The sequence below is a fragment of the Mongoliibacter ruber genome (assembly GCF_003003005.1).
GTDB classification, from domain to species: Bacteria; Bacteroidota; Bacteroidia; order Cytophagales; family Cyclobacteriaceae; genus Mongoliibacter; species Mongoliibacter ruber.
This window is the reverse complement of record NZ_PVTR01000003.1, coordinates 67,320-91,958: the sequence shown is the minus strand read 5'-3', so window position 1 is coordinate 91,958 and position 24,639 is coordinate 67,320. Positions and strand designations below refer to the sequence as shown.

Below are 24,639 nucleotides of genomic sequence, written 5' to 3'. Positions count from 1 at the left end.
TCAGTTTGATGATAGAATCTATAGTAGTCATTTTTAAGCCTTATTCCCAGCGCCTAATCACCCTTTTTCCATTTCCATCTATTATGACTCCATAGGTAAGTTTCGGGTTGTTCTCTGATATTGGCTTCCAACAAATGAATAAACCTATCCGTGATGCTATGATCTGGATTACCTTCATAGGGAGGCTGGTCCATTATTTCATAGGTAAAAACATAGTGTCCCCTTTTTGGTTTGTGGACATGGGCATAGATGACGGGGTGTTTGAACCTTTTTGCCAGTTTTTCAGCTCCTTCAAAAAATGCCGTTTCCCTGTTCATAAATTTGGTCCAATACCGAATATCACGGTTACCTGGTCTTTGATCTGCTGCTAGGACTATTAATCTTGGCAGGTTTCTCTTTTTTAGGAAATCGCGCTGAAAAGCTTCTTTTTCTACCATGTCAACCCCAAATCTGGTACGGATGGTCATCATTAGCTTCTCAAAAAAAGGGTTACTCACCTTGGCATAGACAACATCACACCTTTTTTCAATATTGGCAGTCATTTGCAATAGATGCCATTCCCAGTTGAAAAAGTGGCCTTGAAGGCCAATAATCACCTGTCCGTCTTCAATTGCCTGAGTGACCAGATGGTGATTGATGATTTTTACTCTATTGTCCAGGTCTTGGGCTGAAATACTGTAGGATTTGATGATTTCGGCAAAGGAGTCAGTCAAGTTTCTGAAAAATTTTTTGGCAATAGTCTCTACTTCCTTTTCAGATTTTTGCGGAAAGGCCTCTCTTATGTTTTTGAAGATTATTTTTTTTCTGTAACCGATTACAAAATACCCCAAAAGGTATACCATATCAGTCAATAAATACAGTGACCACAGTGGGAATAAGGATAGTATTTTGAAAATAAACATAAAGAAAGCTGGCTTTTGCCTGTAGCCTTAGGAATATAAAAGGTCAAAATAAGCCAAAAGCCTCGACTTTATTCAAAAAAATTAGTGATAAATTGACCCTTTGATTACTTTTGAAGCTTATGTCTGAAGTGCAAAGAAAAAAATATTCCGATCAGGAAAAGAACAATATATTTGATAATGAATTTATGCCGCACATAGATTCTATGTACAACTTTGGCTACAGATTAACTTTTGACGAAGATGATGCCAAGGACCTGGTACAGGACACTTACCTCAAGGCTTACCGTTTTATCAATTCCTTTGAGCAAGGAACCAATGCCAAGGCATGGCTGTTTCGAATCCTGAAAAACTCCTTCATCAACGACTACCGTAAGAAGAGCAAGCAACCTGCTAAAGTTGATTATCAGGATGTTGAAACTTATTACAACTCCGATGATGTTGATTACGGTATCACTACAGATTTGAGGGTCGATGCTGTCAAAGATATGCTGGGTGATGAGATTTCAAATGCACTCAATAGCTTGGCGGTAGATTTCCGGACAGTGATCATCCTCTGTGATTTGGAAGGATTTACATACGAAGAAATGGCTAAAATCCTTGACATACCTATCGGAACTGTAAGGTCAAGGCTCCACAGGGCAAGGAACTTATTGAAAGAAAAACTGCGTTCCTATGCACAGAACATGGGTTACAAAACAGATGAAGACGAAGATGAATAAAACTTCATTGGAATGTGATTCATCAGTAGAATCGAATATGAAGAGAAATTACAAGTGTAAATTAATCAAGTAAAATGGATAATAAGTCAGCAGCGTCCGGAGAAAGGAAATTAACGTGTCAGGATGTCAGCAAATGCTTTCAACTTTTGGAGAGTATCTTGGACGGTGAAAATCTCCCAAATTCAAAGGAGGTAATGGATGAGAAGCTTGCAAAATGTGCCCCATGTTTTGAGCATTACCACCTAGAACAGGCCATAAGGGAAGTGCTGAAAACAAAATGTACCAAGCAGAGTACGCCAGCGGAACTAATCGCCAACATAAGAGAAAAAATCCAGGAAATTAAGTAAACACATGTCCTCAGGAAAAGCAATTATTTTTTCAGCCCCATCTGGTTCGGGAAAAACTACGATCGTCAGGCACTTGATTCAAAAATTCCCCAACCTAGGGTTTTCAATCTCAGCATCTACGCGTGATAAGCGTGGCAGAACTGAAGAAAATGGAAAGGATTATTATTTTTTGACTCCAGAAGAGTTTAAGCAAAAAATTGATACAAATGCCTTCATTGAATGGGAAGAAGTCTATGAAGGTAATTTTTACGGCACCTTAAAAGAAGAAATTCAGCGACTTTGGGATGAAGGTAAGCATGTGATTTTTGATGTTGATGTCAAAGGAGGTGTAAATCTTAAAAAATATTTTGGAGACAAGGCCCTTGCGATATATGTCAAAGTGCCCTCCATGGAGGTGCTTCATGATAGGTTGAAAGATAGAGGGACAGAAACAGAGGAAAGTTTGTCCAGGAGGTTGTACAAAGCTAAGTTTGAAGCTACATTCGAAGATCAATTTGATGTCACAATTCTTAATGACAATATGCAGCATTCCTTTGAGACTGCAGAAAAATTAGTGGGTGATTTCTTATCCAAATAAAAAACAATCGCTTTGAAAATAGGTTTATTTTTTGGATCTTTTAATCCTGTTCACATAGGACATCTCGTGATAGCCAATGTGATGCAGGATCAGACAGACCTTGACGAAGTGTGGTTTGTGGTTAGTCCTCAGAACCCCTTCAAAAAGCAAAAAACCTTACTGCATGAATTTGATCGGCATAAGATGGTAGAGCTCGCCATCGCCGATCATTTTTATTTTAGGGTTACTGACGTGGAGTTCCATATGCCCAGGCCAAGTTACACAGTTGATACCCTCACCTACCTATCAGAAAAATATCCCGACCATACATTCAAGTTGATCGTAGGTGCTGACAACCTCACTCACTTCCACAAATGGAAAAATCATGAAGTGATTTTGGAAAATTACGGACTGTATGTCTATCCCCGTCCGGGCTCTTCTCCAGAATTTAACCATCCCAATGTAAGGTTTGTGGAAGCCCCGCTAATGGATATTTCAGCGACTTTTATCAGAAAAACTATCAGGAAGGGAAAATCAGTAAAATATTTAATCCCCACAGCGGTAGAGGAGTACATAAGGGATAAAAAGCTGTTTTTATAAGATTTATTTCAGAACTTAAGCACTACAGCCCTCCAAGTTTATTGTGATTGATCAGATATGTTTCTTTTTCCCCGCAGCTATTTCAGAAAGCAATTCCCGTGACCTGTGCAACTGTGCTTTGACCGTTCCAAGAGGTTTTTCAAGTTCCTGCGCAATTTCTTCATAGGACAACTCCTGGAAATAGCGCAATTCGACGAGCCTTCGATACTTGTCTGGCAATTTGTCTACAAAAATCCTCACCATTTCCTTCCGCTGGGACTTGATGAATTCATCCTGTGGATTGTTGTCATCATCCTCTACGTCGATGGTCACGGCATTACCACCATCATCACTTAGGGTGGTGTTGAGACTCATGGTTTTGAGTTTCTTTTTCCGGATAAAGTCAATGGTGTTATTGGTCGCTATCCTAAACAACCATGTACTAAAGGTATAATCTTTTTTAAAGCGATGGAGGTTTTTGAAAGCCTTTGCAAAAGCTTCCATGGTGAGGTCATCAGCATCATCGGCATCCCTGATCATTTTTAAGATCATAAAATATACGGCCTTTTTATACCGCTTCATCAAAGTGGCATAGGCTTGTTGGTCTTGATCGATGACAGCTTTGTCAATCAATTCAAAATCTTCTAATGCCTTTTTTGAAAATCCTCGTTCGTTTATTTCCATCTAACTTTCTTTGATTGGTATCCAAATGCTCCTACGATCCAAAAGTAACCGATATACATAAGGTCGAAGAAACCTGTCCAGAACATGTTTGACTTTCCCTCGAGCTTTTTTCTTGCAGAAGTAAATACCGATGTGAGCAATATAGAACGGACAATAATTATACCTAAAATTATCGCAAAATGTTCCCATTTCTGCTCTATTCCCAAAATAACCAGTAAAGAAATACCTATAGTCCAAAAAAGCAGGTGAGAAAATGAATACAGTCCAATTTTCTGTTTATCACTTGACTTGTAATATTTTCCTGCGTGAAAATGTCTCTTTTTTTGTGTGAAATATGCGCTCCAAGTAGTTTTGGGTGTACTGATGGTTATGCTTTCTGGGTCCACGACTACGGCGGTATTGTTTCCTGATGCGTATTGATTGACAAAAAGGTCATCATCCCCACACTCTATATGCCATAAGCCCTTGAATGCCTTTTTCTCCATAAAAAAACTTTTTCGGTAACTAAGGTTACGGCCAACTCCCATAAATGGGGACTTCCATAGGGCGAAGGATATGTATTGTAAGCCTGTCCAAAGGGTTTCGAATTGGATCCAGCTATTTAGAATCCCTTTACCTTGACTGTATTGGGAGAAACCCAGTGCAAATGTTTTTTTGTCTACTCTTATCGGTGCTGTCATACGACTGATCCATTTGTCTGACTGCGGAAGGCAATCAGCGTCTGTCAACAACAGGACGTCATTTTTGGCTACTTTGATACCAAGGGTAAGTGCATATTTTTTTGCAGTGACATGATCTGGGGTGTATTGGATGGTGACAGTCCTCAGCTTGGGGTACTTGGACATCATTTCCTCCAAGAGACCTTTGGTGCCATCATTGGATCTGTCGTTGATGATCATTACATCATAATTCGGGTAATTCTGTTCACAAAGTATCGGGATGAGTTTTTTTAGATTTTCTTTTTCATTATGCGCCGCTACTATGACAGTGACACCCTCTTGGTTGCTTTGACCTGAAGAAATTTTACTTCGGTAAAAAAAAGATATTCTTCCAAAAATGATTAAAATATAAAATAGTTGTACGCCCAGCGCAAGTAGAAATACAATCCACAAAATATCTAATAACATCTGAATCAGTTTAACAAACAAATATATAAGCAATTTGAGCATTCATTTAAGAATAAGCTTATATTTTTGTCCCTCAATTAAGGAAAAAATTAACAACTCTCTAATATTTATGGAGTTGTGAAGAAAACAGTTCATGAAATTCAATTTAGAAGCTACTGACCCAAAGAGTAAAGCAAGGGCAGGTGTAATCAAAACAGATCACGGGGATATCGCAACCCCTATTTTTATGCCCGTGGGTACAGCGGGTTCTGTAAAGGCCGTGCATCAAAGAGAGTTGACATATGATGTCAAAGCCCAGATTATATTAGGCAATACCTACCATTTGTACCTAAGACCAGGACTTGATATACTGGAAAGGGCAGGTGGTTTACATAAATTCAACGGTTGGTCTAAGCCAATTTTGACAGACTCTGGTGGATATCAGGTTTTTTCTTTAGCCGAAAACAGGAAGCTTACTGAGGAAGGGGCTGTTTTCAAATCGCATATAGATGGATCAAAACACCTTTTCAGTCCCGAGGGAGTGATGGACATCCAAAGGATCATTGGAGCGGATATCATCATGGCATTTGATGAGTGCCCCCCATATCCTTGTACACACGATTACGCCAGAAATTCAATGGAACTAACCCATCGTTGGCTCAAGAGGTGTATCCAAAGGTTTGATACTACTGAAGGTAAATATGGTTACAGTCAGGCCTTGTTTCCAATAGTTCAGGGAAGTGTGTTCAAAGACCTTAGAAGGCAATCTGCAGAATTCGTGGCTTCATGCGATAGGGAAGGGAATGCTATTGGTGGTCTATCTGTAGGAGAACCAGTAGAGGATATGTACGAAATGACGGATATGGTCACTGATATTCTTCCAGCGGATAAGCCACGCTATCTGATGGGGGTAGGTACTCCGGCCAATATCCTGGAAGGTATTGCTCTGGGTGTAGATATGTTTGACTGCGTAATGCCTACAAGAAATGCCAGAAATGGCATGCTTTTCACTTCTGAAGGTATTATGAACATGAGAAATGAAAAGTGGAAAGATGATTTTAGCCCAATTGACCCGCACATCAATTCTTATGTAAGCTCATTTTATTCCAAAGCATATTTAAGGCACTTGGTCATTTCTAAAGAAATATTGGCAGCACAGATTGCCAGTATACATAACCTAAGTTTTTACCTTTGGCTGGTGACGCAGGCAAGAGAACATATCATTGCAGGTGATTTTGCCGTTTGGAAGAATCAGATGGTAGAAAAAGTAAGCAGAAGACTTTAAAATGAAGATTCTCGATAAATTGATCATTAAGGATTTCCTCAAAACCTACTTTTTTGTGGTTTTGATGCTGATCCTTATTGTTTTGGTACTAGACTTTACCGAAAAGAATGACAAGTTTATCAGAAATCAGGTTCCTGCCACGGAGATCATGATCTATTTGGGGAATTATGGGCTATACCTCAATAATTTGCTCACTCCGATTACGGTCTTTATATCGGTAATTTTTATTACTTCCAAAATGGCAGGCAGGACCGAAATAGTCGCCATACTCAGCAGTGGTACAAGTTTTATGCGGATGCTGGTTCCTTTCTTTATAGGAGCTTCTTTAATAGGAGCAGCAGCTTTTTTGCTCAATGGATGGGTGCTTCCAGGTGCTACGGCAGGTGTGACCGAATTTAAATCCCGCTGGCTGGATGAAGAGAAGTTTTACACAGAAACTAATATCCATGTCAAAGTAGCTCCTGATGTCTATGCCTATATTTCGAGGTATTATACTTCTGGTAACACCGGGTATAGTTTTACATTGGAACAGATCCGTGATGGACAGTTGATTGCCAAGCTTTCCGCAGACAGAATTGTTTGGGATACGGCCATTAATTCCTGGCAATTGAGAAATTGGCGTTTGCGGGAATTGGAAGAATGGGGTGAAAAGTACTCGGTTGGGGAGACTTTGGATACCCTGCTTTCTATCACACCGGATGATTTTGACTTGCCTTCCAATCACCATGAAACCTTGAAATTACCTGACCTCAACAGGCAAATACAAATATTGGAAGAGCGAGGCGCAGACAATGTCAACTATTACAAAATAGAAAAGTACGTCCGCTACATGTCTCCATTTGCCGCTGTGCTATTGACTTTTATTGGGGTGATAGTTGCCTCTAGAAAAACCCGGGGAGGCTCAGGTTTTCAGATTGCGTTAGGGTTTTTATTGGCCTTTGTTTACATCATCATGTTCTTGCTGGCCCGGACTTTTGCAGAGGCTGGTTCGGCATATCCCATACTTTCACTCTGGATTCCCAATATCGTTTTTGCGATTACGGGTCTAGTCTTATACAAAACAGTCCCACGTTAATGTCTACTGAAGCCTCTGTCAAGGATTATTTATTGCTGCATTTCATTGTGCTGATCTGGGGTTTTACAGCTATTTTGGGCCTTTTGATCAGTATTCCCTCACTAGAGGTAGTGTTTTATAGAACCCTTATTGCATCATTATTACTGGGTTTTTTATTTTTAGTAAAGAAAAAATCAATCAGAGTTTCTCGTTCAGAGTTGATCAAAATAATCGGTACAGGTTTTATCATTTCCCTACACTGGATTTTGTTTTTTTGGGCAGCTAGGGTATCTACCGCATCAGTATGCCTTGCGGGTATGGCTACTACCTCCTTATGGACAGCATTTGTAGAGCCCCTGGCCAATCGCAGTAAAGTAAAGCCTTTCGAAATATTTTTGGGTCTGATGGTGATATCTGGCCTATACGTGATTTTCAGATTTGAATTGAATTATTGGTTGGGCTTACTCATGGCAGTAGGTTCAGCTTTTTTGAGTGCTGTATTTACTGTCATCAATGGCAGGCTGACCAAGCGGCATAGTCCATATATCCTCACCTTGTATGAGATGATGGGGGCCTGCCTATTTGCAGTTATCCTGATGCCGATTTACGCCATTTTCTTTGCGGAGAATGGTTTGAATTTGATGCCGGTAGGTTTGGATTGGCTTTGGTTGTTTTTGCTGGGGGGTGTATGTACTGTGTATGCTTTTTCGGTCTCTGTGGAATTGATGCGGAGGATTACGGCCTTTGCGGTCAACCTTACGATCAATTTGGAACCTGTGTACGGGATTGTGTTAGCGGTATTGATTTTTGGGGATAAGGAGCAAATGTCAGGAGGTTTTTACATCGGGACTTTGATCATCCTGATTTCTGTGCTGATTTATCCGGTTTATAATTATTATCAAAGGAGAAAAGCCAAGGGGAATAATCTTCTGAGGGCTTGAGGATGGTTTTAGATTCAAATTTTGGAGCGGTGTAAGGTCTTGTATTCTGCAATAGTTGCCTCAAAAGGGAAGACGGTGTACTTCATTCAATAATAACAACTTAGATGAGTAATTATGTATATCCGCTTTCATACCAGTAAAATCTAAATAATAGAATTAACCTGTGATTTCGAACCAATATCTATAAATATCCAATTTCTATTAGTATCCGTTTGCCAATAAATCCTCGTTTAATTGATTAGTGGCATGATTGCGGATAAGCATATTAGTAATTTTTCAAAGCACCCCTTCAAAGACAAAATATTCTTTTCCCCAATCCTGTTTTACAGGTTTTTTATCAAATAACCCAAAAACAGTAGACCCTGACCCTGACATGGCAGCATAAAAAGCGCCCATATCATAAAGTTGGTTTTTGATATCACCGATCTCAGGATATTTGGGGAAAATGCTTGCTTCAAAATCATTGACTAATTCATTCTTCCATCGTTGTCTATCAGCTAGGACTTCTCTAAGATCAATCGGAGCTGCCTTAGGTGTCACGCCAGCATAGGCTTCTTTTGTGCCAATATGGATATTTGGGTTGATGATCAAAACGTGTTTGCCATTCAGAGCCAAATCAATAGGTTCCAGTATTTCGCCCCTTCCTGTAGCTATTTTGGCCCTGTTTTGAATGAAAAAAGCGCAGTCACTGCCAAGTTTGGCGGCATATTCCTCCAAGAACCAATCCTCTAGGTACAAGTCAAACAATTGATTCATCAGGTTGAGGGCAAAAGCTGCATCAGCAGAACCCCCACCAAGTCCAGCTCCCATTGGTATATTTTTATGCAGGTGTATATGTACAGGAGGGAGGTCATTGAAATCCTTTTTCAGCAGTTGATATGCCTTAAGGATCAGGTTACCCTTACTATTTCCGGGAATAGGTAATCCCGTACATTCAAATATCATCTTTTTTGCAGGGATCATTTCCAAAGCATCATACAATGGCACTGACACCATACAAGTTTCCAGATTATGGTACCCATCCTTTCTTTTACTTGTTATGTAAAGTCCTAGATTGATTTTAGCATTTGGGAAATTAATCATGTGTAAAAGCCAATTTTTTTGAAAGGTGTAAATATGTGAAATATTTGCTAAAATATGGATTGTGGTTTATTCATATAAATCAGGTATTGATTGTGAATTCATTGTATAATAAATTTCTGTCTTGAAAAAAAATCAAAGAATTATCAGTTTTTTTAAAGAAACAAGAATTCAATACAAAATTCTGAAATCCCATATAAATCGAGACCTTATTTCTGTTTAGTTCTTGTAATTCAATTTTTATGAAATAAAATTTTAATAAAAAATAGTTTGAGCTTTATTTTACGCCTTTCTGGAGTTAAAAAAAGAAATTAAATATTGTTTAAGAAAAAACTGGGGTTTAATATTGTGGAATCAAAAATCAAAAAAGAACAACAACCACATGTTAGAACTAGTCAATCCACTCAGCTTTATTATTCTCATTTATAATAAATGACGGGGCGCTAGACTGTTATAACGAACAACCATACAATCTAAAGTGCCTCAAGGAGTTGAGGCATTTTTTTTTTAACGCTCAAACCGACCTAAAGTAACTATGAATTTGAAAAAGTACAGCTGGGAAATCAGTCAAAATGAAGAACACCCTGCAGGCAAAGCCATGTTGTATGCTACAGGGATGTCTGATAAACAAATGAATCAGCCCTTCGTGGGTGTAGCAAGTTGCGGGTACGAAAGTAATCCCTGCAATATGCATCTGAATGACTTCGCCGGTCTGATCAAGGAAGCCACCAAAGCTCATGATCTGACCGGTTTAGTTTTTAATACCATCGGGATATCTGACGGGATTTCAATGGGAACCCTTGGCATGCGCTATTCTTTGGTTTCCCGGGAAATCATTGCTGATTCAATAGAGTCGTTTATACTCGGCCATTCTTTTGATGCCTGTATTGCTGTAGCGGGCTGTGACAAAAACATGCCTGGAGCGGTGATGGGTATGCTTCGTATCAATAGACCTTCTATTATGGTATATGGGGGAACTATTCGTTCGGGTAATTATAAAGGAGAAAAGCTTAACATCGTATCTGCTTTTGAGGCTTATGGCAAGAGGGTCAAAGGGGAGATGAATGATGTGGACTATCAGGGTGTAATTGAAAATGCTTGCCCTGGAGCGGGTGCATGTGGAGGGATGTATACAGCAAATACCATGTCTTCTGCGATAGAAGCTCTCGGTATGTCACTTCCTTATAGTTCTTCTACTCCAGCTACGGCTGATGAAAAATTACAAGAATGCAAGGAAGTATCTGCCTATATCAAGATTCTCCTTGAAAAAGATATCAAGCCCAAAGATATAGTCACTAAGAAAAGTCTGGAAAATGCAGTACGCGTTGCTGTTGCTTTAGGCGGCAGTACAAATGCTGTTCTGCATTTATTGGCTATAGCCAAAACTGCTGGAGTAGATTTTACTTTAGAAGATTTTAAGCGCGTCAATCATGAAACGCCACTTTTGGGAGATTTCAAGCCATCAGGTAAGTTCTTAATGGAAGACTTGTTTGAGCAAGGAGGACTTCCTGCTTTTATGAAATATCTGCTTAACAATGGCATGCTCCATGGGGATTGCATGACAGTAACAGGGAAAACTGTGGCGGAAAATCTAGCGAACATTGACCCTGTGATTCCATCAATGGTCAATGTAATCCATCCTATTGAAAGTCCATTAAAAGAAACAGGTCACTTGTGTGTCCTTAAGGGGAATTTGGCTCCAGAGGGTTCTGTGGCAAAAATCTCAGGTAAGGAAGGCAAATCTTTTACAGGTCCTGCGAGGGTTTTTGATTCGGAGTTGGAAGCCAATGAAGCTATAAAAAATAAGCTGGTTCAAAAAGGAGAAGTGATTGTCATCAGGTTTATCGGGCCTAAAGGAGGTCCAGGAATGCCTGAAATGCTCAAACCCACTTCTATGATCATAGGGGCGGGCTTAGGTTCTGATGTCGCTTTGATCACAGACGGAAGATTTTCCGGTGGTACGCATGGATTTGTGGTTGGACATGTCACCCCCGAAGCATTCAACGGAGGTCCTATTGGCTTGTTGAAAGATGGTGATATGATAACCATTGATGCTGATGCTCTTGAGCTGAGCTGTGAGGTGTCTGAGGCAGAAATGGAAGAACGTAGAAAATCTTGGAGAAATAAGGATGTCAGTGACCTTCAAGGCACACTTAAAAAGTACAATAAATTGGTTTCTTCAGCTTCAGAAGGCTGCGTAACCGACAACTAATAAAATTAATACTATGGTGAGAGGAGCAGATATCGTAGTCAAATCCCTGATTGCCGAAAATTCGGAATATATATTCGGGTATCCTGGAGGAGCCATCATGCCTGTTTATGATGCACTTTACGATTACAGTGACAAAATCAAGCATGTTCTGACCAGGCATGAACAAGGAGCGATTCACGCTGCACAAGGTTATGCCAGAGTTTCTGGGAAGGTCGGAGTGGTACTGGCTACCTCTGGGCCAGGCGCCACGAATTTGATTACAGGGTTGGCAGATGCTCAGATAGACAGTACGCCATTGGTGTGTATCACAGGGCAAGTGGCAGCTCATCTATTAGGTTCTGATGCTTTTCAGGAAACTGATGTAGTAGGTCTTTCTATGCCTGGTACCAAGTGGAATATCCAGGTAAGGAGGGTAGAGGATATTGCGCCTGCCATTGCCAAAGCTTTTCATATTGCAAAAACCGGAAGACCGGGTCCGGTATTGGTGGACATAACCAAAAATGCACAGATAGAATTTGGAGAGTTCAATTACGTGCCCTGTCTGAATGTCCGTTCTTATAGACCTTATCAGCCGATCAATCAAGATGCAGTTACTGCAGCAGCGGCATTGATAGATACAGCTGAGCGCCCTTATGTGCTTTATGGGCAAGGAGTTGTTTTGGCTCATGCAGAAAATGAATTGAAGGCGTTTTTGGATAAAACGGGAATACCTGCTGCCTGTACTTTGCTGGGTTCAGGAGCATTGCCGGAATCCCACCCCAATTATGTTGGTAAGCTTGGCATGCATGGCAATTACGCACCCAATCTTCTTACAAATAAATGTGATGTGCTGATTGCAGTCGGGATGAGATTTGACGATAGGGTTACCGGTGATTTGCAGCGATATGCCAAACAGGCCAAAGTCATCCATCTGGAATTAGATCCATCAGAAATTGATAAAAATGTAAAGTGCACAGTACCAATTCTTGGTGATTGCAAAAAAAGTTTAAGTCTATTGACTGAAGCGGTTTCTCAAAAATCACATGAGACTTGGTTGGAAAGGTTTAGAGAATTAGAGGGGCAGGAAAAGGAAGCTGTAGTGTCCAATGACTTGCATGGGACCCATGGTGGGCTTCACATGGGAGAGGTGATTCATTTAGTCAATAAGTTCAAAGAAGAAGATGCCATACTTGTGACGGATGTAGGCCAACATCAGATGATAGCATGGAGATACTTTGACTTCAAGACTACAAGGACGCAAGTGACTTCAGGAGGTTTGGGGACTATGGGCTTTGCCCTTCCGGCGGCATTAGGCGCGCAACTTAATGATTATAAAAAACAGGTAATCTGTGTCGTAGGTGATGGTGGGATTCAGATGACGATTCAGGAATTGGGTACCATCATGCAGACGAAGGCCCCTGTAAAAGTAGTCTTGCTGAACAACAACTACCTCGGTATGGTGCGCCAATGGCAGCAGCTTTTCTTTGACAAAAGGTATTCATTTACAGAGTTGGACAACCCTGATTTCATCAAAATAGCAGAGGCTTATAGTTTTAAAGCAAGGAAGGTGACTGAAAGGGAAGACTTGGAAGCCGCAGTGGCTGAAATGTTGGTGCAGGAGGGACCTTACTTTTTGGAGGTAGTAGTGGAAAAAGAAGATAATGTATTCCCAATGATTGCCACGGGATGTTCCGTGGAGGAAGTAAGGTTAAGCTAAGTCAGGATATTTATATGAACAGATACACCATATTAGTTTATACAGAAAATTTTATCGGTATCCTGAATAGGATCACCATTATATTCACCAGAAGGGGGATCAATATCAACGCCCTGACAGCCTCGGAAAGCAGATTAGATGGTATTCATAAAATCACCATTGAAGTCACTGTTACGCCAGAGCAGATTGAGCATTTGGTCAAACAAATAGAGAAAGTGGTGGATGTCATCAAAGCTTACTATTTCATGGACGATGAAGTAGTTTATCAGGAGATCGCGCTTTACAAAATCCCTATAGCAAGCCTTGACCCAAGTCTCGAAAAAGTCATCAGGCAGTTTAATGCGCATATTATAGCAGCTGAAAAAGAATTTGTGGTCCTTGAATTTACGGGGCACAAAGAAGATACGCAGGCATTATTGGAAATATTGAAGCCTTTTGACCTCTTGGAGTTTTCAAGGTCAGGAAGGGTTGCTATTGCAAAACCAAGATTTTCGGTACAAGAGTTTTTAAATAATCAAACCTAATTATAATACACTATGAAACTGAAATTCGGATCAGTAGAAGAAAATGTTGTGACCAGGGAAGAGTTTCCTTTGGAAAAAGCAAGAGAAGTATTGAAGGATGAAACCATTGCCGTGTTGGGTTATGGTGTACAGGGACCTGGACAGGCCCTCAACCTCAAAGACAATGGCTTTAATGTAATAGTTGGCCAAAGGAAGAATTCTAAGACCTGGGATAAAGCTGTTCAGGATGGCTGGGTACCTGGTGAAACATTATTTGAATTGGAAGAAGCCTGTGAAAAAGGTACAATTCTCCAGTTTCTACTTTCAGATGCAGGGCAGATTTCATTATGGCCTACTGTAAAAAAACACCTGACTCCAGGGAAAGCCTTGTATTTTTCTCATGGTTTTGGAGTCACTTATAAAGAAAAAACAGGTATCATACCGCCAGCTGATGTAGATGTAATCTTGGTGGCACCTAAAGGGTCAGGCACTTCATTGAGGAGAATGTTTGTCGAAGGAAGAGGGTTGAACTCTTCTTACGCCATTTTCCAGGATGGTACTGGTAGGGCCAAAGAAAGGGTAGTCGCTTTGGGTATCGGTGTAGGTTCTGGATATCTATTCGAAACTGATTTTTACAGAGAAGTGACGTCAGATTTGACCGGTGAAAGGGGCACCTTGATGGGAGCCATTCAAGGGATTTTTGCTGCTCAGTATGAGGTGTTGAGAGCCAATGGGCATTCACCTTCTGAAGCATTCAATGAAACAGTGGAAGAGTTGACACAGAGCTTGATGCCTTTGGTGGCAGAGAATGGGATGGATTGGATGTATGCCAATTGCTCCACTACTGCACAGAGGGGTGCTTTGGACTGGTGGAAGCCTTTCAGAGATGCGACCAAACCAGTTTTTGAAGAACTTTATGATTCTGTGAAAACCGGAAAAGAAGCTCAAAAATCCATTGATTCAAATAGCAAGGCTGATTACAGGGAAAAACTGGAAGTTGAGTTGAAGGAATTGAGAGATTCAGAAATGTGGCAAGCAGGTGCTACAGTAAGAAAATTAAGACCAGAAAATAACTGATAAAACTATGAGTGAAAAGCTATGGATATTCGATACCACGCTCCGTGACGGAGAGCAGGTACCGGGGTGTCAATTGAACACCAAGGAAAAGATAGTGGTGGCTAAGGCTTTGGAAGAGTTGGGAGTTGATATCATTGAGGCAGGGTTTCCGATATCCAGCCCAGGAGATTTCAATTCTGTACTGGAGATTTCGAAAGCAGTTTCTAATCCTATCATCTGCGCACTCTCTAGAGCTGTGGAAAAGGATATAGAAGTAGCTGCAGATTCATTGAAATATGCCAAAAAGGGGAGGATTCACACCGGAATAGGTGTGTCTCCTTACCATATTCAATACAAACTTAGGTCTAATCCGGATGACATTGTAGAAAGAGCTGTTAAGGCGGTCAAGTTTGCCAAGCGTTTTGTGGAAGATGTAGAGTTTTATGCGGAGGATGCAGGTAGAGCTGAACTGGATTTTCTAGCAAGGATCATTGAAGCTGCAATCAAGGCGGGCGCTACTGTGGTCAATATCCCTGATACGACAGGTTATTGTCTTCCTGAACAATACGGAGCGATTATTAGACACCTGAAAGAAAATGTCAGCAACATTGATAAAGCAATTATTTCCACACATTGCCACAATGACCTTGGTATGGCAACAGCCAATACCCTCGCAGGTGTGCAGCATGGTGCTAGACAAGCTGAGCTGACCATCAATGGTATAGGGGAAAGGGCCGGCAATACTTCCATGGAGGAAGTCGTCATGGCAATCAAGTGTCACAAAGACTTTGAGGTGCATACCAATATCCAATCTCAGAAGATCTACGGAACAAGCAGATTGATTTCCAAGCTCATGAATATGCCAGTACAGCCAAACAAGGCCATTGTAGGTAGAAATGCCTTTGCGCATTCATCTGGGATACATCAGGATGGGGTATTGAAGCATAGAGAAAATTATGAAATCATTGATCCAAAAGAGGTTGGAGTTCATGAATCATCCATTGTCCTGACAGCACGTAGCGGTAGGGCAGCCTTGAAATTTCACCTAGATTCCTTAGGCGTAGAGTTAGAAGGAGAAGCATTGAAAGAAGTCTATGAAGACTTTTTAATCCTTGCTGATTCTAAGAGGGACATTGGACCAAAGGATTTACTTTCTCTGGTAGGTAAATATATGGAAGAGTCCAATTTTATAGAATTGGAAAAAGTAAAATATGAGTCTAATGGGCGTATCCATGCTGAGGTTAATCTCAAAGTAGGTGATTTGTCATTGCAAGCACAGTCTGATGGAAATGGACCTGTAGACGCAGTATTGAAAGCGATTGGTAAAATAGTAAAGCCAGATGTTGTGCTTGAAGAATTTCTGATCCAGGCGATTACTGATGGTAGTGATGATGTGGCCAAAGTGCACATGAGGTTGATCAAAGGTGATAAGCCTTACTATGGATTTTCGTCCAATTCCGACATAGTGTTGGCTTCTGCCCAGGCGTATGTAGACGCACTCAATAAAATTCCAGTGAAAGACAAAGTGATAGTAGCGTAAAGATGGAAAAGAAAACATTATTCGATAAAATATGGGATGCCCATGTGGTACGCTCAGTGCCGCACGGTCCAGATGTGTTCTTTATAGATAAGCATTTTATCCATGAAGTAACGAGCCCAGTGGCTTTCCTCAACCTCGAAAAAAGAGGAGTAGGTGTCCTATATCCAGAAAGGACAGTAGCCACACCTGATCACAATGTACCTACAATAGACCAAGATAAAACCATCAAGGACAAGTTGTCAAGAATGCAGGTGGAGCGCTTGAGGGAGAATTGTGAAAGGCATAATATTGAACTGCATGATCTCGGTTCTGCGCATCACGGCATTGTACATGTGATAGGACCTGAGTTAGGTATTACCCAGCCTGGAATGACTATTGTCTGTGGTGACAGTCATACTTCTACCCATGGAGCATTTGGAGCAATTGCTTTTGGAATAGGGACTTCTGAGGTTGAAATGGTATTTGCCACACAATGTATCATGCAGGTGAAAGCAAAGAAGATGAGGATCACCGTGGATGGAGAATTGGGTAAAGGAGTAAGCTCAAAAGACATCATCTTGTATATCATTGCCAAGATTTCGGCTGCGGGAGCGACTGGATATTTTGTAGAATATGCAGGATCCGCCATCAGGGCATTGAGTATGGAAGCAAGGATGACCATCTGCAATATGAGCATAGAAATGGGAGCCCGTGGAGGTCTGATTGCTCCTGATGAGACTACTTTCAATTATCTGAAAGGTAAAAGATACTCGCCAAAAGGCGAAGAGTGGGAAAAGGCTGTTGCAGAATGGAGAAACCTTCAGACAGACGAAGGAGCTGTTTTTGACAAAGAGTACCAATTTGATGCAGCTGATATAGAGCCGATGATTACCTATGGAACCAATCCTGGTATGGGTATCAAGGTCAAAGAAAATATCCCTTCCACAGATGGAATGGAAGGCAGTAATAAAAAGTCCTATTTGAAATCTTTGGATTATATGGGGTTTGCTCCTGGTGAACCTATCAAGGGTAAAAAGGTGGATTATGTCTTCGTTGGCAGTTGTACCAATGGCAGGATTGAAGATATCAGAGAGGTAGCCAATTTTGTCAAAGGCAAGAAAAAAGCTGACAACATCACTGCTTGGATAGTGCCAGGTTCGAGAGAGGTAGAAAAACTAGCCCATGAAGAAGGACTGGTTCAGATTCTCGAAGAGGCAGGTTTCAAATTAAGACAACCGGGGTGTTCTGCATGCTTGGCCATGAATGATGACAAAATACCTTCTGGAATGTATGCAGTCTCTACGTCTAACAGAAATTTTGAAGGTAGACAAGGGCCTGGTGCCAGGACGCTTTTGGCAAGCCCATTGACGGTGGCAGCTGTAGCAGTGACTGGTGAAATCTCTGATCCAAGGGAAGTATTTTAATTCAAAATAGAAGACAATGGCTTACGATAAATTTAATATACTTAAAAGTACAGTAGTTCCTTTGCCTACAGAAAATGTAGATACTGATCAAATCATCCCTGCGAGGTTTTTGAAAGCTACAGAAAGAGAAGGCTTCGGAGATAATCTCTTCAGAGACTGGAGGTATGACGTAGAAGGAAATCCGAAAAAAGATTTTGTGCTCAATGATCCCACTTTTAGTGGTAAGATCCTTTTGGCTGGGAAAAATTTCGGTTCAGGGTCAAGTAGAGAACATGCCGTATGGGCGCTATATGATTATGGTTTTCGCTGTGTGGTATCGTCCTTTTTTGCAGATATTTTCAAAAATAACTGCCTCAACATCGGGGTGCTACCGGTGACAGTAAGTGCTGAATTTGCAGATGTATTGTTTGAAGCTGTAGAAAACGATCCAAGTACAGAAGTAGAAGTCGATATCGAAAAGCAAACGATCACGCTTGTTTCTACAGGGGCATCAGAGTCTTTTGATATCAATGTGTACAAAAAGGAAAACATGAAAAATGGCTTTGATGATATTGATTATCTACTCAATATCAAAGATGAAATCACTGAATTTGCGGTGAATCGATAACCAAGATTCAGGCGTCTTAAATCGTAACTCGTAGTTCAAAAATGGGGCATTATAGAAAAATAGAAATCATGGATACCACACTGAGGGATGGAGAACAGACCTCAGGGGTTTCTTTTTTGCCCTCAGAAAAACTTCAGATAGCAAAGCTTTTGTTGGAGGAATTGAGGGTGGATAGGATAGAAGTGGCATCTGCAAGGGTGTCGGATGGAGAATTGGAAGGAGTACAGAAAATCACCCAATGGGCTGACGAAAAAGGTTGCTTGGACAAGGTAGAAGTGCTCGGATTTGTAGATGCTCCAGCTTCTGTGGATTGGATAGTGGCTGCCGGTGGGAAAGTGATGAACCTGCTGACCAAAGGTTCGCTCAATCACCTCACCCATCAGCTTAGGAAGACCCAAGGCCAGCATTTTGAAGATATCCGAAAGAATATTACTTATGCTAGAAGTAAAGGTGTAGCTGTCAACGTTTACTTGGAAGATTGGTCCAATGGCATGCGAAATTCCATGGACTACACCTTAGAATTGATAGGGTTTTTGAGTCAAATCAACGTCCAAAGGATCATGCTTCCAGATACTCTGGGACTGCTCAATCCACGAGAAGTTTCTCATTTTATCAAGTTGATAACCAGCGAATTTCCAGATACGCATTTTGATTTTCATGCACACAATGATTACGACCTTTCGGTTGCCAATGTGCTGGAGTCAATTTATAACGGCGTCAGTGGTATTCACACCACTGTCAATGGATTGGGAGAACGAGCGGGAAATGCACCTTTGGAATCAGTGATTGCTGTATTAAAGGATTTTACCGACTTCAAAATCAATATCAAAGAGAATAAAATCCATCGGGTAAGTAAGTTGGTAGAGCAGTTTTCAGGACAACACATTCCTGCCAATAAGCCCGTAGTGGGAGAGAATGTGTTTACCCAAACGGCAGGTATTCATGCTGATGGCGACAATAAAAAAAATCTTTATTTCAACGATTTGCTTCCGGAGCGATTTGGGAGGCAGAGGAAATATGCTTTAGGCAAAACCTCCGGTAAGGCCAATATTGTAAAAAACCTGCAGGAGTTAGGGATATCCCTAGAACCGGATGAGTTGACCAAAGTTACCCAAAGAATCATTGAATTGGGTGATAAAAAAGAAAGGGTAACGACTGAAGATCTACCATATATCATTTCTGATGTCCTGCAAAACAACTCTATTTCTCATGATATATTCATAGAAGGTTACAACCTCAGCCATTCGAAAGGCCTCAAACCTACCGTACAGCTAAAAATGAATATTTATGGTGAAAGCTATGAGGAAGGAGCCTCTGGTGATGGACAGTATGATGCATTTATGAAGGCTTTGAAAAAAATATATAAGCTCATCAATGTTCCTTTGCCCAAGTTGATTAATTACCATGTAACCATTCCTCCAGGAGGCAAAACGGATGCCTTTGTGGAAACTGTCATCACCTGGGACAGTGGAAGGATTTTCAAAACCAAAGGTCTGGATAGTGATCAGACAGTCGCAGCTTTGAAAGCGACGGAGAAAATGCTCAATATCATAGATAAAATGGGTAAAGCTAATGAAGTGGATCCCAAAAAAAGGAATAAAAAAAATAACCCAGAACAAGATAAAACCAATTTTTATGGAAATGAATATCGCGCTATTGCCGGGTGATGGAATAGGACCTGAAGTAATAGCCCAAGCAGTAAAAGTAGTCAAAGCTGTTGGAAAGAAGTTTGGCCACAAGATCAGTTTTGAGGAGGCTCCTGTAGGTGCTGCCGCTATTGATTTGACTGGAGATCCATATCCTGACAACACACATGAAGTATGCCTGAGAGCAGACGCAGTGCTCTTTGGCGCCATTGGTGATCCGAAGTACGATAATGACCCCAAAGCCAAGGTAAGACCAGAACAAGGTCTTTTGCGTATGAGGCAAAAACTTGGGCTATTTGCAAATGTGAGACCGACATTTACCTTCCCTTCCCTGGTACATAAATCACCATTGAAGTTGGAAAGGGTAGATGGCGTTGACTTCGTTTTTTTCAGAGAGCTTACAGGTGGTGTGTATTTTGGAGAGCCAAGAGGTCGGAATGAGCAAGGCACAAAGGCATTTGATACCAATGTATATTCGAAGGAAGAAATCATCAGGTTGGCCAGGATGGGTTTTGAAGCCGCTCAAAAGAGAAGAAAATTGCTGACCTGTGTGGATAAAGCGAATGTGATGGCAACTTCAAGATTGTGGAGGGAAACTGTTCAGGAGTTAGCTTCAGAATACCCTGATGTCAAAGTAGAATATGAATTTGTGGATGCCGTAGCCATGCGCTTGATTCAATGGCCAAAGGCATATGATGTCTTGATCACTGAAAATCTATTTGGAGATATATTAACAGATGAAGCTTCCGTGATTTCAGGTTCTATGGGTTTGATGCCTTCTGCTTCTCTGGGAACAGAAAACAAATTGTTTGAGCCTATTCATGGCTCCTATCCTCAGGCAGCTGGGAAAGATATAGCCAATCCATTGGCCACAGTCCTTTCGGCAGCAATGATGTTTGAGTATGCTTTTGATTTAAAAGAAGAAGCACAAGCCATTTCGGATGTGGTCAACAAGTCATTGGCAGAAGGAGTGGTTACGGAAGATATTTCTGAGGGCAGCAAGTCCTACAAAACCTCTGAAGTTGGCGACTGGCTAGCAGCAAATATTTAATATAATATTTGATTTAGTGAACAATTAATCCCGTCCGGCATTGCTGGATGGGATTTTTTACGTTTGGGTATTTTCTTACTTTTGAAAAAGCAATAAACAAACTTCCTTGCTTTAAGACATGCAAAACAAGCCATTTACCTTTCTTTTTTATATTCAATACTTAGGCCTCAGGTACGCAGGATGGCAAAAGCAAAAAGGAGTCAAGACCATACAGGGAACTTTGGAGCGGGCATTCCGATATGTGCTGGGCCATGAAGATTTCACCATTTTGGGAGCTAGCCGCACGGATGCCGGTGTCAGTTGTGAAAATGGTGCTTTTGAGCTTTTTCTAAGAGCTGATTTGGTACAGGAAGACATAGTTAGCCAAGTGAACCTCAACCTTCCCTCAGATATTCGTTTGTTGGATTTTAAGCGGGTGTCACTTGACTTTAATGTCATTCAGGATGTTGCTTGGAAGTCCTATGCCTACAATTTTATTTTCGGGGAGAAGCCAAACCCACTCCTAAATCCTACATCTGCATTTTTTGCAGGAATTCCTGATGTTGAATTGATGCAGGAGGCTGTGACCTTATTTGAAGGTAAAAAAGATTTCAAAAGGTTTTGTGCTATCGATAAGGTGACAGATAATTATGTACGGGAAGTGTTGGAAACCAAGATTTCTCTCGTGTCAAGTGGGGGATTGGAGCTTCAGAATCAGGTTAAGATAGTATTTGAAGTCAAAGGTGCTGGTTTTTTGAGGTATCAGGTTCGTATTATGGCCGGGGCATTGGCTGATTTGGGTTTGGGAAGACTTAGTTTTTCAGCATTCAAAGAAGCATTGGATTTGCCTGAAGGCAAACCGATAGCCATTGCAGCGCCAGCCTGTGGATTGGTTTTGGCCAAAATTCAGTTCTCTTCAAAGTGATTTTGGCGGCAGCTGGTTTGTCAATTTTCAATGATTTAAGGCTGGCTTGGATGTAAATCTGGATCGAATTTATTAAAAAATACAGCTATGTTTTAGCTACCTCGATTTTCCAAGAGATACGCATTTATACGCATAATTACGCAAATACTAATAAGAGATATAGCATGTGTACTCGATAAAAAATACGGTATTTATTTAGCTTATAGATGTATAATTTCCTAAATGAGTGATAGTGAACCGTTGCTCAAAATATAATTTTGAGCAACGGGTGTTTTTTGTGTTTGATTCTATTTTTTTTCCGTAAACTCAATATATAGGAGGTATTTGTTTATGATATTTTAGGTTTTATCATTGCTATATAATATTTGATTTAATGAACACCAAATCCCATTCGGCATTGCTGGATGGGATTTTTTACGTATAGATAACATCACACTGAGTAATGTGGGTTAATTTTAAGGCAAAGTTTATTTTAATAATCATAACAGTAAGTACAATGATTTTGTCAATGGGGATGTTTCATTCTGAGTATGGTAAAATCACAAATATGCGGGTAATCTTCCTCTTGATATTTTCTCATCTTGTCAACAAAAAAATAATTCGTTTTAAAAATTAAAGAAATCTGATAAAAATGATTCTAAAGAAAACCCATACTCAAAATTCCAGTCAGCATCAATATTTTTGATAGGACGCTCAGCTGCGTAAAATGTACCTTTCGGTCGGCTACATATATTTTGTACATAAAGTAAAAAAAGAGAAGACTTAAAATCCCGAAATAGTAAAAAAGTTGGGGATTGTTGATCTTGAAGGTGACGATCAAAATCGCACATACAAAAGCTATAGCGATTACAAATATCACCCGTTTTGTATTCCTGAATCCTATGACTATTGGCAATGTCTTACACCCATGCTTTCTGTCTCCTTGTCGGTCTTCGATATCTTTGATGATTTCCCGGATCAGGTTAAGGAAGAATGCAAATATGGCATAAGTCAATACAAGAAGCTCTGATTGTTGATAATAGTACCCCACTATCCAAATAGAAGAACCTGTGAGTAAAGCGACAGTGAAGTTGCCTACAAAAGGCCTTCTTTTTAATTGATTGCTATACAGCCACAATAAGAAGGCTGAAATAAAACAAATCACAGCAACCCTAGGACTTACAATCAGCCCAATTCCGATTCCTATAAAATTGAGTAGGGTATGGAAAAAAATTGCAACCCTCCGTTTCATCCCTCTACCAATTATTACCTCCTCCGGTTTATTGACATAATCAATTTTGACATCGTAATAGTCATTTATCATATAGCCGGCAGCCGCTATGATAACCGTGGAAAGTATAATCAAATAAAGGTTGATATCCTGAAGTATTGGTAGGCCCATGCGGGTTGTTTCGACCAAAAATCGCGCAGTCATCAATTGGGCAAATGCCAAAATCACCAGATTTAAAGGCCTACTGATTTTAAGTAGACTCCAGATAGAAAAGGGTGTCGCAGTAGTTGTGGCATTCATCATTCAAAATTAGCATAAAAAGGTCAGGCTTTATTGGAGATTCATCAAATACTCAGTAAACTTTTTATGTCATTGATCAAACGGACTTATTCAGGACGGGTTTTATAGACTCGAATATAATCTACTTCCATTTGTTGGGGCCATATGTCTGTATCTACCCCTTTTGATCCTCCCCAGTCACCACCTACGGCTATATTGAGAATCAGGTGAAACTCATGATCAAAAGGCCATTCTTCCCAGCCACCTTTGGTGTTTTCGAAAGTATGGTACTTTTCTCCATCCAGGTAAAAATCAATTTTGTCTTCCTGCCAATCTATGGCATAGACATGAAACGCCTCAGAACAATCAGGGACTTGGATCTGTTTGCCTACCTGAGTATTCTTTCGGTGGTTAAAAGCTTCCGTGTGCACTGTCCCATGAACAACCCCTTGGTCATAGCCCACGTGTTCCATGATGTCAATTTCACCGCTTTTTGGCCAACCGCCATAGTTATTCTCTTCAGGCAACATCCAAATGGCAGGCCAGGTACCTACACCTTTTGGGAGCTTTGCACTGATTTCAATATACCCGTATTTCCAAGCATGTTTGCCTCTGGTAAGGAGCCTTGCTGAGCTGTAACCCTTTTCATAAGCACTGTCTTGATGGGCTTGAATAATAAGCTTCCCATTTTCCACTCGGGCATTTTCAGGTTTATTTTCGGTGTAGTACTGTAACTCGTTATTACCCCAACCATGGTCGCCCACATCATATGTCCAGTTTTCGAGGTCGGGAAGGCCTTCATAATCGAATTCCTCCGCCCAAATGAGGTTGTCATCTACTGTTAAAGATTGGCATCCGATGAGAAAAAACAGTGCAATAGGAATGATAAGGTTTTTCATGTGTTTAAAATTGTTTTTGTGCAGTCACCTCGATTAGTCGGGGCATGCTATGAAATTTCGCAGTATAGATAAACATCCCAGTGTGTGACGTTTTCCTCATGCCTGAAACAGACAGTCTCGATTTCATGATTATAGGTAGAGATCACTTACTTTTAAGGATTAGGCTTTCATTAAATATATTTTTGAAATTAATACTTATTCGAAGGCTAAAAAAGCAAAAATCTGATAATTGTATTTGTTTTTGGTTTGGGCAAAGGAGGGTATTTTCATCAATGAAAATGATCATCTAAAGAAAAATGTATTTGTTCTTGCCTTGATCTAAATACCTGACTAAACAAAAAGGGCGTTATTTTTTTATTATTTTTGATATATATAATATA

The 24,639-nt window shown here is 40.5% G+C and carries 23 protein-coding genes; 17 read left to right on the top strand and 6 right to left on the bottom strand.

Annotation, left to right across the window (positions count from 1 at the left end):
- Window positions 1–53: 53 nt before the first annotated feature.
- Window positions 54–902 (bottom strand): lysophospholipid acyltransferase family protein, encoded by an 849-nt coding sequence (locus CLW00_RS06075; RefSeq protein WP_106132776.1) that lies wholly within the window; start codon window positions 900–902, stop codon window positions 54–56.
- A gap of 119 nt (window positions 903–1,021) precedes the next feature.
- On the opposite strand from CLW00_RS06075, the gene CLW00_RS06070 reads away from it, so the two are divergent.
- From CLW00_RS06070 to nadD, 4 genes are all read left to right on the top strand, one after another.
- The gene (locus tag CLW00_RS06070) at window positions 1,022–1,621 is read left to right on the top strand and encodes a sigma-70 family RNA polymerase sigma factor (protein WP_106132775.1); all 600 of its coding nucleotides are present in this window, start codon (window positions 1,022–1,024) and stop codon (window positions 1,619–1,621) included.
- Window positions 1,622–1,695: 74 nt separating this feature from the next.
- Window positions 1,696–1,968, top strand: a complete 273-nt coding sequence (locus tag CLW00_RS06065; protein ID WP_106132774.1) for an anti-sigma factor — start codon at window positions 1,696–1,698, stop codon at window positions 1,966–1,968.
- A 4-nt stretch (window positions 1,969–1,972) separates the two neighbouring features.
- Window positions 1,973–2,545, top strand: coding sequence for a guanylate kinase (gene gmk / locus CLW00_RS06060; protein WP_106132773.1), 573 nt, complete (start codon window positions 1,973–1,975; stop codon window positions 2,543–2,545).
- A 12-nt stretch (window positions 2,546–2,557) separates the two neighbouring features.
- On the top strand, window positions 2,558–3,124 hold the full coding sequence (gene nadD / locus CLW00_RS06055; protein ID WP_106132772.1) for a nicotinate (nicotinamide) nucleotide adenylyltransferase: 567 nt from the start codon (window positions 2,558–2,560) through the stop codon (window positions 3,122–3,124).
- 51 nt (window positions 3,125–3,175) lie between these two features.
- Here the strand turns inward: nadD and CLW00_RS06050 are convergent, their stop codons facing one another.
- Window positions 3,176–3,787 (bottom strand): sigma-70 family RNA polymerase sigma factor, encoded by a 612-nt coding sequence (locus CLW00_RS06050; protein ID WP_106132771.1) that lies wholly within the window; start codon window positions 3,785–3,787, stop codon window positions 3,176–3,178.
- Complete coding sequence (locus CLW00_RS06045; protein WP_106133065.1) at window positions 3,778–4,914, bottom strand: glycosyltransferase; 1,137 nt, start codon at window positions 4,912–4,914, stop codon at window positions 3,778–3,780. Before CLW00_RS06045 ends, CLW00_RS06050 begins: the two co-directional genes overlap by 10 nt.
- Before the next feature lie 133 nt (window positions 4,915–5,047).
- Between CLW00_RS06045 and tgt the strand changes: the two genes are divergently transcribed.
- From tgt to CLW00_RS06030, 3 genes are read left to right on the top strand one after another with little or no spacing between them, the layout of a single operon-like run.
- Entirely contained in the window at window positions 5,048–6,178 is a 1,131-nt protein-coding gene (gene tgt, locus CLW00_RS06040; RefSeq protein ID WP_106132770.1) for a tRNA guanosine(34) transglycosylase Tgt, read from the top strand.
- 1 nt (window position 6,179) lies between these two features.
- Complete coding sequence (locus CLW00_RS06035) at window positions 6,180–7,253, top strand: LptF/LptG family permease (RefSeq protein WP_106132769.1); 1,074 nt, start codon at window positions 6,180–6,182, stop codon at window positions 7,251–7,253.
- Window positions 7,253–8,173 carry a DMT family transporter gene (locus CLW00_RS06030; protein ID WP_106132768.1) on the top strand — a complete coding sequence of 307 codons (921 nt, stop codon included), beginning with the start codon at window positions 7,253–7,255 and terminating at the stop codon, window positions 8,171–8,173. Before CLW00_RS06035 ends, CLW00_RS06030 begins: the two co-directional genes overlap by 1 nt.
- A gap of 276 nt (window positions 8,174–8,449) precedes the next feature.
- On the opposite strand, the gene ispE is transcribed toward CLW00_RS06030, so the two are convergent.
- Window positions 8,450–9,256, bottom strand: coding sequence for a 4-(cytidine 5'-diphospho)-2-C-methyl-D-erythritol kinase (gene ispE, locus CLW00_RS06025; protein ID WP_106132767.1), 807 nt, complete (start codon window positions 9,254–9,256; stop codon window positions 8,450–8,452).
- A gap of 532 nt (window positions 9,257–9,788) precedes the next feature.
- Between ispE and ilvD the strand changes: the two genes are divergently transcribed.
- From ilvD to CLW00_RS05975, 10 genes are all read left to right on the top strand, one after another.
- Entirely contained in the window at window positions 9,789–11,465 is a 1,677-nt protein-coding gene (gene ilvD, locus CLW00_RS06020) for a dihydroxy-acid dehydratase (RefSeq protein WP_106132766.1), read from the top strand.
- A 13-nt stretch (window positions 11,466–11,478) separates the two neighbouring features.
- Window positions 11,479–13,161 (top strand): biosynthetic-type acetolactate synthase large subunit, encoded by a 1,683-nt coding sequence (gene ilvB / locus CLW00_RS06015; protein ID WP_106132765.1) that lies wholly within the window; start codon window positions 11,479–11,481, stop codon window positions 13,159–13,161.
- 14 nt (window positions 13,162–13,175) lie between these two features.
- Entirely contained in the window at window positions 13,176–13,685 is a 510-nt protein-coding gene (ilvN, locus tag CLW00_RS06010; RefSeq protein ID WP_106132764.1) for an acetolactate synthase small subunit, read from the top strand.
- 12 nt (window positions 13,686–13,697) lie between these two features.
- Window positions 13,698–14,741, top strand: coding sequence for a ketol-acid reductoisomerase (ilvC, locus tag CLW00_RS06005; protein ID WP_106132763.1), 1,044 nt, complete (start codon window positions 13,698–13,700; stop codon window positions 14,739–14,741).
- Window positions 14,742–14,748: 7 nt separating this feature from the next.
- Complete coding sequence (locus CLW00_RS06000) at window positions 14,749–16,260, top strand: 2-isopropylmalate synthase (protein WP_106132762.1); 1,512 nt, start codon at window positions 14,749–14,751, stop codon at window positions 16,258–16,260.
- Window positions 16,261–16,262: 2 nt separating this feature from the next.
- Complete coding sequence (gene leuC, locus CLW00_RS05995; RefSeq protein WP_106132761.1) at window positions 16,263–17,663, top strand: 3-isopropylmalate dehydratase large subunit; 1,401 nt, start codon at window positions 16,263–16,265, stop codon at window positions 17,661–17,663.
- A 16-nt stretch (window positions 17,664–17,679) separates the two neighbouring features.
- Window positions 17,680–18,270, top strand: a complete 591-nt coding sequence (leuD, locus tag CLW00_RS05990; protein WP_106132760.1) for a 3-isopropylmalate dehydratase small subunit — start codon at window positions 17,680–17,682, stop codon at window positions 18,268–18,270.
- A 41-nt stretch (window positions 18,271–18,311) separates the two neighbouring features.
- Window positions 18,312–19,937, top strand: coding sequence for an alpha-isopropylmalate synthase regulatory domain-containing protein (locus CLW00_RS05985; RefSeq protein WP_106132759.1), 1,626 nt, complete (start codon window positions 18,312–18,314; stop codon window positions 19,935–19,937).
- Entirely contained in the window at window positions 19,906–20,967 is a 1,062-nt protein-coding gene (leuB, locus tag CLW00_RS05980) for a 3-isopropylmalate dehydrogenase (protein WP_106132758.1), read from the top strand. Before CLW00_RS05985 ends, leuB begins: the two co-directional genes overlap by 32 nt.
- Window positions 20,968–21,085: 118 nt before the next feature.
- Entirely contained in the window at window positions 21,086–21,871 is a 786-nt protein-coding gene (locus CLW00_RS05975) for a tRNA pseudouridine synthase A (protein ID WP_106132757.1), read from the top strand.
- Window positions 21,872–22,508: 637 nt separating this feature from the next.
- Here CLW00_RS05975 and CLW00_RS05970 read toward each other — a convergent pair.
- Window positions 22,509–23,384 (bottom strand): geranylgeranylglycerol-phosphate geranylgeranyltransferase, encoded by an 876-nt coding sequence (locus CLW00_RS05970; RefSeq protein WP_106132756.1) that lies wholly within the window; start codon window positions 23,382–23,384, stop codon window positions 22,509–22,511.
- Between the two features lie 83 nt (window positions 23,385–23,467).
- Window positions 23,468–24,259 (bottom strand): glycoside hydrolase family 16 protein, encoded by a 792-nt coding sequence (locus tag CLW00_RS05965; RefSeq protein WP_106132755.1) that lies wholly within the window; start codon window positions 24,257–24,259, stop codon window positions 23,468–23,470.
- Window positions 24,260–24,639: the final 380 nt, after the last annotated feature.